The organism is Hymenobacter pini (assembly GCF_020421205.1).
In the GTDB taxonomy this organism is placed as follows: domain Bacteria; phylum Bacteroidota; class Bacteroidia; order Cytophagales; family Hymenobacteraceae; genus Hymenobacter; species Hymenobacter pini.
This window is the reverse complement of sequence record NZ_JAIZZH010000002.1, coordinates 380,085-393,264: the sequence shown is the minus strand read 5'-3', so window position 1 is coordinate 393,264 and position 13,180 is coordinate 380,085. Positions and strand designations below refer to the sequence as shown.

The following is a 13,180-nucleotide window of genomic DNA, read 5'->3' as shown; positions in this document are numbered from 1 at the left end:
CAGTGATAAGGTCCTTCGCTGCGCTCAGGATGACACCGATTTTGACCATGTAAATAGCTTCGAGGTAAAAACGGAACGGTATGCTTCGCCGCCACCTCCGTACCTTGCCAGGCATCACGCTATCCTGTTCACAACTGCTATGACTATTCGATCTGCCCGCGAGGCCCAGGCCCGCGCTGCTCTGCTGGGCCTGGCCGTGGGCGACGCTCTGGGCGTACCCGTGGAATTTCAGAGCCGTGCCGCCCGCCGCCAGGACCCCGTGGTGCACATGCGCGAGTACGGCACTCACCTGCAACCCGCTGGTACTTGGTCCGATGATGCTTCGCTGACCTTCTGCCTGGCCCATACTATTGCCGATGGCTTCAGTGTGGGCAAGGTGGCCGAATACAGCCGCCGCTGGTACTACGAAAACCTCTGGACGCCCCACGGCCGGGTATTCGACATCGGCATTACCACCCGTGAGGCCCTGAGCCGCCTGCAGTCCGACCCCGACCTGATTCTGGCCGGCCGAACCGATGAATACAGCAACGGCAACGGCTCCCTGATGCGGATTCTGCCGCTGGCATTTTACCAGGAAGACGCGCCGCTGGCCGAGCGTTTCGAGCTTATCCGGCAGGTGTCAGCCATTACGCACGGGCACATTCGCTCGGCCGTGGCGTGCTTCCTGTACCTGGAAATGGCCCGCCACCTGCGCGCCGGCCGCACGCCCGCTCAGGCCTATGACGATATGCGGCGGCAGGCCCCGGCCCAGCTACTTGAGCTGAACATACCGGCCCACGAAGCCGATAAGTTTGAGCGCATCCTCAGCGGCCGCCTGCCCAACGTGGCCGTCACGGCCATCGACAGCGGCGGCTACGTGATGGCAACTATAGAAGCCAGCCTCTGGTGCCTGCTGCGCCACGAAACGTACGCCGAAACCGTGCTGGCCGCCGTCAACCTCGGCGACGATACCGACACAACCGGGGCCGTAACCGGTGGCCTGGCCGGGCTAGCCTACGGCGAGGCCGCCATTCCGCCCGAGTGGCTGCAGGTGCTGGCTCGCCGCGCTGATATCGAACAGCTGGCCCGGCAACTGGTTAACGCCACGGTCTAAAGCCGAAAAAGCCCCAGCATCCAAGGATACTGGGGCTTTTTGCGGTCCGGACGGGACTCGAACCCGCGACCTCCGCCGTGACAGGGCGGCATTCTAACCGACTGAACTACCGAACCGTTTCATCATTGGGGCAGACCGTGCGTCCTTCCGTTTTGATGATGCAAATATAGAAGACCGATTTTAGCTGTGCAAACAAAAAACTGCCTTGGGAAGCTGTTACAGGCCTTTTTGGGAGTGTATTGCTCTGTTACTAAATCGAATAGGGGTCAAAAAATATTTCAACTATTTTTTGACCCCTATGTAATCGGCTACTTTTTCAGCACCAGATACCCGTAGGCCGGCAGGGCTACCTCAGTGCCTACCGTTACGGAGCCGCCCTGCAGGGCGTTGGTCCAGGTGGTGTTGGCCAGGGCGGCGGGTACGGCGTAGGTCTGGGGGCTGTTGCGCGTGTTCACCAGCACAAAGGCCTGCTCAGTGCCGGCCGTTTTGGTGAAGGCGCACACCGCAGTGGTGCTGTAGCCGGCAGGAGTGCCCACCCGCAGGGCCGCACTACCAGCCCGGGCGGCCAGCAGTTGTTTGTAGGCCCGTTTCACGTCGGAGTTTACGCCCCAGCGCACTTTCACGCCGGTGAACGGGAAGGGAATACGCTGGCTCATGCCGGCTTCCTGGCCATTATAAATCATGGGTACGCCCTTGTAAAGCGAGGCAATAACAAAGGCCGACATGGCTCCGGCCTTGCCGCCGAACAGCTCCACTGGGGTGCCATCGGAGCCGTTTACATCGTGGTTGGTGATGTAGCGCACTACTTGCTGGGTGCCGGTGGCCCCGTTGTATTCAGTGGTGTTCAGGCCGTCGAAGGCAGTAGCGGCGGCCCCATTTTTGTACACTTGATAGATGCCGCCGTAGAAATTGAACCCGAAGTTGTAGTCAAAACCGGAGGCGAAGTTGGAGGAGCGGCTGCTCTCGGCCAGGAGCAACAGTTTGTGCGACTTCACGTTGCGCAGCGTGTCAATGGCCTGCTTCCAAAAGTCGTTAGGCTGAAAGTCAGCGTAATCGAAGCGGAACCCATCCACGTTGGCGGTGTACACCCACGATTTCAGGGCCGAAATCATTTCCAGGCGCATATCGGCGTTGCTGAAATTGAGCTGGGCCACGTCGTTGTAGGTGGTGCCGTTGTTGGAAACCGGCTGGATAACCCCGGCGGCGTTTTTCTGGTACCAATCGGGGTGCTGGGTTATCCAGGCATTATCCCAGCTGGTGTGGTTGGCTACCCAGTCGAGCATTACGGCCATGCCCCGGGCGTGGGCTCCGTCTACCAACGTGCGTAAGTCGGTGAGAGAGCCAAACTCCGGGTTTACCGCGCGATAATCTTTCACAGCGTAGGGCGAGTTTACCGACCGGCTGTCGGTGCCAATCGGGTAAATCGGCATCAGGTACAGCACGTTCACGCCCAGGTCCCGAATGGAGTCGAGACGGGCCGTGACGCCGGCAAAGTTGCCGCCCTGGCTGAACGCCCGCATATTTACTTGGTACAGCACCGCATCCTCCCGGTTAGGCACTCCCGTGAAGGGGGTACCATATTGGGTGGGAGTAGGCGTGCCGGGCGTGGAAGGCGGGGCCGGTGGCGTGGGCGTTGGGTCGTCGGAGCCCGATGACTTGCAGGCGCCCAGCAAGCCGGCGACCATCAACAGTGCCATGCTGGCGCGGCGGGCAGTAGAAAACAAGGACATTCGGCAAATAGAAAAGTGGTGGGAAGTATATATGCGGGAAACTTGTTGAACTATCATGCTGAGCGAAGTCGAAGCATCACTACCGCTTCGTGGCAATGCTATTGAGTAGCTAGAGGTAGAGATGTTTCGACTTCGCTCAGCATGACGGCCAGAAAACGCGTGCTACTGAACTGGTTTGATGCTGATGGCGGTTCCGCCCCCAGAAGCCAATTGCAGCTTCAGAGTAGACTTACTGCTGACTTTCTGCCGGCGTATCTGGTAGGCCTCGGGGTTTTTATCCCAGCTGGCGCCTTTGCCATCAGCGTAGATAGTGGCTTCGTACTGCCGGCCGGGCGTCAGGAAATCCAGCTTGACGGTTTGCTGGCGCGGATTTTCGTCAGTGATGCTGCCCACGTACCACTCCTCGCGGCCCTTGGCTTTGCGGGCGGTGGTGATATACTCGCCGGGCTCGGCCAGCAGCACGCGGGTATCGTCCCAGTCCACGGCCACGTCCTTAATGAACTGGAAGGCATCGGGGTGCTGCTCGTAGGCTTCGGGCAGGTCGGCAGCCATCTGCACGGGGCTGTATAGCGTCACGTAGAGGGCCAGCTGCTTGGCCAGGGTGGTGTGCACCTGCCGGCCCTTGTTCTGGGCGGGGTTCCAGGCTTCCAGCTTAATACGGAAGATACCGGGCGTATAGTCCATAGGGCCGCCCATGAGGCGGGTAAAGGGCAGGATGGTTTCGTGCTCGGGCGGGTTGCCGGTGCTCCAGGCGTTGAACTCATTGCCCCGGGCCGCCTCACTGGCCAGCCAGTTGGGGTAGGTGCGGTGCAAGCCCGTGGGCCGCACCGATTCGTGCATGTCCACCATCAGCTGGTTCTGGCCCAGCAGGGCGGCGGTGCGGTTGAAGTGGTTCACCATCCACTGCCCATCATGGTGTTCCCCGCGCGGAATGATGCGGCCCACGTAGCCGGTTTTCACGGCCGCGTAGTTATGCGCTTGCATGAAGCGGTAGGCCGCATCCTGGCGCCGCTCGTAGTTGGTAACGGAGGAGCTGGTTTCGTGGTGCATCATCAGCTGCACGCCCTTGCTCTGGGCATACTGCTGCAGCTCCGTCACGTTGAAGTCGGGGTAGGGGGTCACGAAGTCGAACACCTCTTCCTTCCAGTTATTGGCCCAGTCTTCCCAGCCCACGTTCCAGCCTTCTACCAGCACACTTTGCAGGCCGTGCTGGGCCGCAAAATCGATGTAGCGCTTCACGTTGGCGGTGTTGGCCCCGTGGCGGCCGTTGGGCTTGAGGCGGTTCCAGTTGGTGCCGGCCAGCTTGATGTTGCTGGTGTCGGCGTAGTTCCAGCTGGCTTTATTCACGTGCATCTCCCACCACACGCCCACAAACTTCTGGGGCTTAATCCAGTCGGTAGTCGGGAATTTGGTGGGCTCGTTCAGGTTCAGAATCAACTTGCTGGTCAGTACTTCGGGCGCTTTGTCCGATACCACAATGGTGCGCCAGGGCGTGTGCTCGGGGGCCTGCAGGTAAGCGGCCGCGCCGGTAGCGCCGGGCACCAGGTGGCTGCGCAGGCCAAAGCGTTTGGTGTCCACGTCCAGCATCATGGCCGGGTAGTTCACCAGCGCCGCCTCGTGAATGTTCACGTATAGGCCATCGTCCGATTTCAGCATCAGCGGCGTCTGCACCCGGGTGGGGTCGGCTTTAAGCTGGATGGGCTCAATGGGCGTGGTGTTCACCTCGCTCAGGCGGGAGGTGGTGTAGGTGTATTCGTTGGAGTCGTAGTCGCCCGGAATCCAGAAGGCCTTGTGGTTGGCCGGCAGGTTGAACTCGGTGGCTTCCTGCTGCACCACAAAATAAGAGAGGCCAGGCTGCTGGGGCACTTCGTAGCGGAAGCCCACGCCGTCGGCAAACACCCGGAACACCACGTCGAGGCGGCGGCCGGGCTGCTGGGGCTGGCGCAGGTGCACCGTGAGCTGTTGGTAGTGGTTGCGAATGGTTTTCACCTCGCCCCACACCGGGTTCCAGCTTTCATCCACGCTTTTGGTTTCGGAGCCGGTTACTTCCAGCGGCCCCTCAAAGCCTTTGCCATCGGCCAGCACCAGGCCCAGGCGCGACGGGTTGATGACGGATTTCGGGCCGAACTGCACGGCGTAGGTGGGCCGCCCATCCGGAGCCAGGGCAAACGTCAGGCTGACGTTATCGAGGCGGGCAGTAAGGGGAGCAGACTGTTGCGCGGTGGCGGGCAGGCCGGCTGCCAGCAGCAGCACAACCAGGAAAGTGTTCTTCATTCGGGTAAGTATCGGGGAGCAGTTTTGCTATGGTTAGAAAGCGGGTGAACTCCCCGAGTTGAGTTGGCAAAATTAGGCAGTGAGATGGGGGCCGCGGCTCGGCGCCCGGCCCTGGTGCTGCCCAGCCATCCAGGGCCTGTAATAAGGTACTACCGTTTGGTGCGGCTGGCACCGGGTAACTCCCCAGCCCGGCGCGAAGGTTCACCGGGGGCGGTATGTTTTCCGGCCCGCTGGCTCTGGTGAAGGTGGCCCCGTGGTTAGGGCGGCAGGAGGTTGGGGAGTAGCGGCAGTCGTTACAGGGTTAGTGAATATCAGCTGATGGCCTTCGGTATTGGCCGCTGGGGTGCCGGCCGCTTGCCAGCACCCCAGCGGCCAGAGGTTACCGTTGCACTTCTATGCGGCGGCTGCTTACGCCGGCGGCCGTTTGCAGCCGCAACAGGTACACGCCGGGTGCCACGCCCGCCAGCCCAACTCGGAACGTGTTGCCCGAGCCGCGTTGCTCGCTTACAACCTGGCCCAACATATTGAGCAGCGTAACCCGCACAGCGCCAACCGGGCTGGCCAGCCCGCCCAACTGTACCGTCAACTGGTCGGTAGCGGGGTTGGGGAATACTGCCACTTCGGGCGCAGCGGCTGGCTTGGTGGAGGTCGTTACCGAGGCTACCGGCGCGAAGGCTACGCCCCGGAAAGAGGTGTTGGCCGGCAGCGGCACGAAGGGCGCGGGCAGCGCGGCCGGGCTCGGAGCGGCGTTGTAACCGGCTTGGTCGGTCACGGTGTACAGGCCGCCCCCGCCGCTGGCAATCAGCTGCACGTTGGTCCCGGTTTGCTGGCCCGCAAGGCCGCGCAGCAGGGCCGTGGTGCTGCCGCCAATGGTACCGTTCGAGGTCCAGGTGCCGCTTACCAAGCTCCACTTCTGAATACCGCCCGTCGTGGCATCATCCGTTACGTACACCACGTCCAGGCCCGGTACGGTGGGGCTGAGGTCGGCGAAGTAGAAGCCGTAGGGGCTGGAGCCGCTGGCCGTAGGGAAGCCCGGCAGCAGCGTTACGGCCGCGCCCGCCGCAGTGGGCAGGCCCGTGCCAATCTGATTAACTCCGTAGTTGGAGCCCGTAGCCGAGGTAGCATACAGGTTACCCCCGTGGATGCCCAGTATACGGAAATTCACTACCGAACCGGTGCTCAGGGCCGTAGTAGCTCCCGTGTTGCCAAACGGCACGTACCGAATGCCGCTGTTGCCCCCCGACACGTAAAACGCGTTGCCATCGGTGCTCACCGCCGTGCGGATGTTGGTGCCCGAGAAGGCGTCGTTGATGCGGGTATTGGTGTCCACGCTGCCATCGGCCCCGATGCGGGCTACCAGGCGGTTGTTAGTGGTCACGTTACTGGTCACGATGCCGGTGGTGCCTGGTACGGCGTTGTAGCCCGTCAGCAGCAGGTAACGCCCATCCACTGAGCGGGTAATATTGTCGGAAGTGGCCGTGCCGCTGTTGGTGAAGGCCCGCACGTTGCCGTTGTCGGCCGTGGGCAGGGCAATGCTGCGCACCAGCGTACCGCTCAGGGTGTACTCATCCACGTACTCGGCGGTGGCGGCGGTGGTCAGCGTAGCCGAGCCATCACCCACCCGCACCACGGCCACGTTGCCGGGCGTGAAGGCGGCAGAGGTGGTGGGGGCCGCCACTTGCTGGTAGGCAATCTGCTGCAGCGCCACGGCATTATCGGGCGAAATGCCCAGGTCGGCGGCCGCTTGCTCACTGGCTCCCAGCGTGCGGGGGTCTACGTTGGTGAGCTGCTGAAACAGCACCAGGGCGCTGAGGTAGCTGCCCCATTTGCTGGCGTGCACCTGGTCGGAGGCCCACAGGTTAATTTTGCTGGCGTCGGGCGAGTAGGGGTTGCGCGTGGCCACGCCGTTCGTAATGGCGCGCATCCAAGCGTCGCCCACCGGGGCCACTGCGGCAAAATGGCCGTTGGTGATGAACGCCTGCCTGAAGCTTTTTTGCAGGTCCTGCGCCATCGAATCGATGGGCAGGCCGGCGTAACGGCTGCCGGCCGGGTACGTGAAATCGGGCCGGGCCCAGGTACCGTAGAGGTACACCTGCGCGGCCGGGCTGGCCCCGTGAATGGCCTGCTCCAGCAGTGTGGAGTAAGTGTAGAACAGTTGCCGGTTACCCCCACGGTTGGTAGGCGTGGGCCGGGTGCTTTGCTCCTGCAGCACCACCTTATCCCAGCCCGGCTGGGCAATAACCGACAGCGCGCTGGTGTGGTGGAACTCCAGGGACTTGCCGCTCACGGCCTCAATGTGCACGTCGTAATTCAGCCCGGCCTGGGTGGTGAACTTCTTGAAAATACCCGGCACGCCCCCAAACGCATCCGGCATGCCCGCATCGTGGGCCCGGGGGTTGGTGGAGGGTAAGCCAAAGTTCACGTCCGTAATGGCGGCGGCGTTGTAGTTCAGGGCCGGGGCATACTGGCCGTGGGTAAAGCTGTTGCCCACGAACAGCACGCGGGTTTGGGCCGAGGCCGTGGTACTGAGGCCGAGCAGGGCTGCGGCCAGCCCGGTCAGGCACCAACCTTTCAATGGGGTAAAGGAAATGAGCATAGGAAAAGGAATGGTGGGAAGTAGGGGTACTCGGTGCAATTCCCAGCGTCGGCAACAGGAGACCTATACACGTCGGCGCCCTCTTGGCCACTGAGAATAAAGCAAAAGAATGCCCACCCGGCCTCAACCAAAACTTATCAAACTTCAATCAAGAAAATATAGATGCTTTATATTGGTAATGTGTTTTAATTCAAGTATTTACAACAATTTTTGATGCCTGAAATATAACCCAAGTATGACAGCTTCCAGGCCGTTTTTTGCCTACTTACCGGCTTGTCGTTAGCCTTCATTTGGTAGCTTTTTTCACTGGGATAATTACTCACTTGATGCTTTGAAGGGTACCTCTACACCAGGCATACATCGGTAATTCAAGGCAGTACTCGGGCTGCTTCTGGCCGCAGAACAGGCGCGTCCGCCACCGCCGGAAGCTAGCAGAGATTTACATGATTTTCCGGTAGTCTGCGGCCGTGCAGGGGCCGGCTCCGAGGCCCGCTCACACTGCCTCAATGGCCTGAATCCGGGACTCAAATTCCTCATTCGGAATAATGGAGCGGTTTTTTACCCGGGTTTTGTAGGTGTATATCGTATTAATGGAATAGCCCAGCATCCGGCTAATCTGCTCACTATCGTGAATACCCAGGCGGATCAGCGCGAAAATCCGCAGCTCCGTAGTCAGCAGCTGGTCATCGGGCAGCTGGAACTGGTCTTCGGGCCGGAACAAGGTGTTGAACTGGGCAATGAAATGAGGGAACAGCCGCAAAAACACCGTGTCGAAACCCTTGAGTAACTCATTGCGCTGCTGCTTGATGTGAATGCCATCTACCAGCTTCTGCACGGCGCTGTACTGCTTGTTACCCAGTTGCGTATCCAGGGACTTCTTCAGCCATTCCAGCCGGTCAATCAGCTGAGAGTTATTGTGGAAATAATAGCCGATGTACTCCTCCTTAATCTTATTGGCTTCGTTCAGGCCCGTATTCAGCCGGCGCAGGTCTTCGTTGCGCCCCCGCAGCTCCTGGTTGGTAGCCGAAATCAGCCGCCCGGCCTTTTGGAGCTTGCGCAACTGCTTGAAAATAATAACGATAAACCCCACCACGAACAGCGCCAGCAACGTCACGGCCACGGCGTACACCTTCAGCGACTTGCGCTGCTGTTCAATGATGGTAATCTTCTGCCCCTCGATAATGGAGGAAATGTGGCTGATTTCAATCTGCCGCTGCCGGGCCTTGTAGAAGGCAGCCTGCTCCCGGGCTTCCCGGATAAAGGCGTAGGCGTTTTCCAGGTCGCCGCGCCGGTAGCAGTAATCCGAGAGCTGAAAAATGGCCACCGTTTCCTTCGTGGCCGACTGCACATCGGCAATTGCCGACACCAGCAGCAATTCAAAGGCCTTGTCCTCCTCCTTCAGCAAGGTATGGATGAAGGCCGTCGTGCTGGCACTCACCGCCAGCTGATGCACGGAAAGCTGTGGCAGCTGCCGAATCTGCTGGTACAGGGCTAGGCCTGCCCGGAAGTTGCCGTTTTTAACGGCCTTGAACTGCTGCATCGACAGCTGCTCGTAGGAGCCGGGCTGGTTGAATTGCAGGGCCGTATCGGCGTAGGCCAGGGCCAGGGCGTGGTAGCGGGGGCGGTACACCTGGTCTTGATCAAAGTCGCCTAAGTCGCTGTAGGCCCGGGCTTTTAGGAAGTAGAAATCCAGCTTGTCGGCCTGACTCAGGTAGCCGGGCCGGATGCTTTCCAGGGTGTCAAAGGTTTCCTTGAACATACCCGAGGACAGCAGGATGAACGCCAGTTTCAGCTTGGCTACCTCCGTTTTCTCGGGGCTATCCAGTTGCCGGGCTATCTGCGTGATTTTCTGGCTGTACACAAACGCCGAGTCGTACTTGAAGGCCTTGTACTCTTCGTAAATGCGCAGGCCCAAGTCGAATTTAGCCTCGTCGACGCGTGTACTGGAGTTGAATGCGTCGGTGAGCACCGAAATGCGGGTCCAGCGTCGGTTGTCGTAGTCCTTTTTATTCGCCAGCGCTTCCTGCAATTTCTTTAGTAACTGCTCACTGGTGCCTGCTACCGCCACAAGGGGCACGGCGCTCAGCAGAAGTACGCAGAGAAGCAGAAGGAATTTCACTACCCAAAGATGCGTTCCGGCAACGGAATAACTACTAAAACTAGCGATTCTCGCAGTAAGGAAAAGTGCCTTTCGTTGGTCACACACTGAAAGGCGCTGAGCGTAACCGCTCGGATAATATGGCCTGGCGGCTTAGCTTAAAGCCGAAAAAGCCCCAGCATCCAAGGATACTGGGGCTTTTTGCGGTCCGGACGGGACTCGAACCCGCGACCTCCGCCGTGACAGGGCGGCATTCTAACCGACTGAACTACCGAACCGTTTCATCATTGGGGCAGACCGTGCGTCCTTCCGTTTTGATGATGCAAAAGTAGAGGGCCGAATTGGACTGTGCAATACCACGGTAAAAAAAGGTGGAAAAAAGAAGGGTGGAAAAATGTTTTCGGCTGGCTGTCAGGTAGAAAAATTTTTGCCAAAATCCCGTCGGGCTGTCTGTGCGCCAAATCGGGAGCGTCGCTTACCTTTGCTTTCTTGTCAACTCAACCACTCCGCACCTTCAAAGCGTAATCAGCCGTGGCTCAGCTCCTCGATTTCGAACAACCCATTGCCGCTCTCGAAGGCAAGCTCCGCGAAATGCAACAACTGGCCCTCGATAGCCAGGTAGATGTATCGGAAGCGGTAACGGCCCTCGAAGCCAAAATCAAAACCCTTAAAAAGGAAACCTACCAGAACCTCACGCGCTGGCAGCGCGTGCAGCTCTCGCGCCACCCCGACCGGCCCTACACCCTCGACTATATTGACGGGATGACCGATAAGTTTATTGAGCTGCACGGCGACCGGACCGTGGCCGACGACAAGGCAATGGTGGGCGGTTTCGGCGAAATTGACGGCCGCTCGGTAATGTTCATCGGGCAGCAGAAAGGGCGTAACACCAAGCAGCGGCAGTTCCGCAACTTCGGCATGCCTAACCCCGAGGGCTACCGCAAGGCCCTGCGCCTGATGAAGCTGGCCGAGAAGTTTAACAAGCCCATTGTTACGCTCATTGATACGCCCGGCGCGTTTCCGGGCCTGGAAGCCGAGGAGCGGGGCCAGGGCGAAGCCATTGCCCGCAACCTCAAGGAGATGTTCCTGCTGAAGGTGCCGGTTATCTGCATCATCATTGGCGAGGGTGCCTCGGGCGGGGCCCTGGGTATTGCCATTGGCGACCGGGTGCTGATGCTGGAAAACACCTGGTACTCGGTGATTTCGCCAGAGTCGTGCTCCAGCATCCTGTGGCGCAGCTGGGACTACAAGGAGCAGGCCGCCGAAGCCCTCAAGCTCACGGCTACCGATATGCTGAAGGCCGGCCTCATTGACGGTATTGTGAAAGAGCCGCTGGGCGGGGCCCACTGCGAATCGGCCACGATGATCAAAACGCTGAAGAAAACCATCCTCAAAACCCTCGACGAGTTGGAAGCCCTCCCGCACGAGGAGCGCATCAGCCAGCGCATTGATAAGTTCTCGAACATGGGCGTGGTGCTGGAGTAACCGCAAGCTGTCTAATAACTCCTTGTCATCCTGAGCGGAGCGAAGGACCTATCACAACCGAACATATCGGCGCAACGTGATAAGGTCCTTCGCTCTGCTCAGGATGACATTTTTTTATTCCTTTACTGTCTCAACCCCACCCTATATGACCGTTCACACCCTCGATACCGGCCTGTTTAAACTGGATGGCGGCGCTATGTTTGGCGTAGTGCCCAAAAGCCTGTGGCAGAAGCTGGTACCCGCCGACGACAACAACATGTGTACCTGGGCGTTGCGCTGCCTGCTGGTGGAAGATGCCGGCCGCCTGACCTTGGTGGACACGGGCATCGGCAACAAGCAGGACGCCAAATTCCGCAGCCATTTTTACTTGCACGGCGACGATACACTGGAAAACTCCCTCCGCCAGCTGGGCTACACGTCTTCCGACGTAACCGATGTGCTCCTGACCCACCTGCACTTCGACCACGTGGGCGGGGCCGTGGTGCGCACCCCCGACGACCGTTTGCTACCCGCCTTTCCCAATGCTACCTACTGGAGCAACCAGGCCCACTGGGATTGGGCCGTGCACCCAAATCCGCGCGAAAAGGCCAGCTTCCTGAAAGAGAATATTTTGCCAATTCAGGAGAGTGGGCAGCTACAGTTTATTGAGCCGGGCGGGGCAGTACCGGCTGCGCTATCGGCTTTTCAGGAACTGGTGCTGGTGGATGGCCACACCGAGAAGATGATGCTGCCGGTGCTGCAGTACAAAGGTCGTACACTGGCTTTTGTGGCGGATTTGATACCCAGCGCCGCCCACGTGCCGCTGCCCTACGTAATGGGCTATGACATGCGCCCCCTGATGACAATGGCCGAAAAAGACGCGCTGCTGCGCCGGGCGTCCCAGGAAAACTGGGCGCTGGTGCTGGAACACGATGCCCAAACCGAATGCATCACCGTGCAGGATACCGAAAAAGGCATCCGGGTGGCCGAGCGGTTCCGGCTCAGCGAATTGTAGCCCGTTCTTCGGTTTTCGGGGTTCGTTTATCGTAGTTGGTGTATCGGTCACCTCCCGTAACTGCCCATGCCGCTCACTACTCATACTACTTTCCCCCAATATCCTGCTCCGAAAAACGAGCAACAAACAACGAAAAACGCACTGGGGCTGGCGCTTTCAGGTGGGGGGGCGCGCGGTATTGCGCACCTGGGAGTACTGGCGGCGCTGGATGAGCTGCGGCTACCGGTAGCCCGGCTGTCGGGGGTTTCGTCGGGTGGGATTGTGGCGGTGCTGTACGCGGCGGGCCTGCCGCCCCGCGAGGTGCTCCGGCTGTTGCAGGAGCTGCGCATCAGCCGCGTGGCCCGCCTGGCACTGAGCCGCTATGGGCTTCTGACCATGGACGCGGCCGGCCGCTTGCTGGAACAGCATTTGGGTGCCGGCCTCACCTTCGAGCAGCTGCGCCTGCCCGTAACGCTAGTGGCTACCGATTTGCTGGCCGGCGAATCGGTGCGGTTTTCCAGCGGGCCGGTGCTCCCGCCAATGCTGGCGTCGGCGGCCGTGCCCATCCTGTACCGGCCCGTTGAGTATCAGGGCCGGCAATTGGTGGATGGTGGCCTGCTCAACAACCTGCCGGTAGAGGCCCTGGTGGACGAAGCGCCGCCCGGTGTGCGAATTGTGGGCGTGCACTGCAACCCACCCAACCCGGCCGCGCAGGTCAATAATCTGCGGGCCGTGGTGGAGCGTACGTTTAACCTGGCCATCGGCAGCAACACGGTACCCAGCAAGCGGCTGTGCCACCTGCTGCTGGAGCCGCCGGAACTGTGCGAGTTTCGGACGATGAGCTTTCTGCGGGCGGCTGATATTTTCGAGGCCGGCTACCGGCATACGCTAAGCCAGGCCGCTAACTTGGCGGCCCTGCTGGCCTGAGGCT

General features: G+C 60.1%; 8 protein-coding genes and 2 tRNA genes. 4 read left to right on the top strand and 6 right to left on the bottom strand.

Annotation, left to right across the window (positions count from 1 at the left end):
- The first annotated feature begins 139 nt into the window (after positions 1–139).
- A complete protein-coding gene (locus LF252_RS08245) occupies positions 140–1,093 on the top strand; it encodes an ADP-ribosylglycohydrolase family protein (protein ID WP_226269105.1) in 954 nt (317 codons plus the stop codon).
- A 42-nt stretch (positions 1,094–1,135) separates the two neighbouring features.
- On the opposite strand, the gene LF252_RS08240 is transcribed toward LF252_RS08245, so the two are convergent.
- The 6 genes from LF252_RS08240 to LF252_RS08215 all read right to left on the bottom strand — a co-directional run bounded on the left by LF252_RS08240 (position 1,136) and on the right by LF252_RS08215 (position 10,069).
- Positions 1,136–1,209 (bottom strand) — tRNA-Asp (locus tag LF252_RS08240).
- A gap of 192 nt (positions 1,210–1,401) precedes the next feature.
- A complete protein-coding gene (locus LF252_RS08235) occupies positions 1,402–2,823 on the bottom strand; it encodes an alpha-amylase family glycosyl hydrolase (protein ID WP_226269104.1) in 1,422 nt (473 codons plus the stop codon).
- 162 nt (positions 2,824–2,985) lie between these two features.
- Positions 2,986–5,097 carry a glycoside hydrolase family 97 protein gene (locus LF252_RS08230; protein ID WP_226269103.1) on the bottom strand — a complete coding sequence of 704 codons (2,112 nt, stop codon included), beginning with the start codon at positions 5,095–5,097 and terminating at the stop codon, positions 2,986–2,988.
- A 379-nt stretch (positions 5,098–5,476) separates the two neighbouring features.
- Positions 5,477–7,693, bottom strand: coding sequence for a T9SS type A sorting domain-containing protein (locus tag LF252_RS08225; RefSeq protein WP_226269102.1), 2,217 nt, complete (start codon positions 7,691–7,693; stop codon positions 5,477–5,479).
- 493 nt (positions 7,694–8,186) lie between these two features.
- Positions 8,187–9,812, bottom strand: coding sequence for a DUF6377 domain-containing protein (locus LF252_RS23000; RefSeq protein WP_226269101.1), 1,626 nt, complete (start codon positions 9,810–9,812; stop codon positions 8,187–8,189).
- Positions 9,813–9,995: 183 nt separating this feature from the next.
- Positions 9,996–10,069 (bottom strand) — tRNA-Asp (locus LF252_RS08215).
- Positions 10,070–10,322: 253 nt separating this feature from the next.
- Between LF252_RS08215 and LF252_RS08210 the strand changes: the two genes are divergently transcribed.
- From LF252_RS08210 to LF252_RS08200, 3 genes are all read left to right on the top strand, one after another.
- Positions 10,323–11,276: an acetyl-CoA carboxylase carboxyltransferase subunit alpha gene (locus LF252_RS08210; protein WP_226269100.1), complete on the top strand. Its 954-nt coding sequence runs from the start codon at positions 10,323–10,325 to the stop codon at positions 11,274–11,276.
- Between the two features lie 145 nt (positions 11,277–11,421).
- Complete coding sequence (locus tag LF252_RS08205) at positions 11,422–12,270, top strand: MBL fold metallo-hydrolase (RefSeq protein WP_226269099.1); 849 nt, start codon at positions 11,422–11,424, stop codon at positions 12,268–12,270.
- Between the two features lie 66 nt (positions 12,271–12,336).
- The gene (locus tag LF252_RS08200) at positions 12,337–13,176 is read left to right on the top strand and encodes a patatin-like phospholipase family protein (protein ID WP_226269098.1); all 840 of its coding nucleotides are present in this window, start codon (positions 12,337–12,339) and stop codon (positions 13,174–13,176) included.
- Positions 13,177–13,180 lie beyond the last annotated feature (4 nt).

Coding starts and splice junctions, on each gene's coding strand:
- LF252_RS08245 (WP_226269105.1), top strand. CDS start 140: ATGACTATTCGATCTGCCCGCGAGGCCCAGGCCCGCGCTGCTCTGCTG.
- LF252_RS08235 (WP_226269104.1), bottom strand. CDS start 2,823: ATGTCCTTGTTTTCTACTGCCCGCCGCGCCAGCATGGCACTGTTGATG.
- LF252_RS08230 (WP_226269103.1), bottom strand. CDS start 5,097: ATGAAGAACACTTTCCTGGTTGTGCTGCTGCTGGCAGCCGGCCTGCCC.
- LF252_RS08225 (WP_226269102.1), bottom strand. CDS start 7,693: ATGCTCATTTCCTTTACCCCATTGAAAGGTTGGTGCCTGACCGGGCTG.
- LF252_RS08205 (WP_226269099.1), top strand. CDS start 11,422: ATGACCGTTCACACCCTCGATACCGGCCTGTTTAAACTGGATGGCGGC.
- LF252_RS08200 (WP_226269098.1), top strand. CDS start 12,337: ATGCCGCTCACTACTCATACTACTTTCCCCCAATATCCTGCTCCGAAA.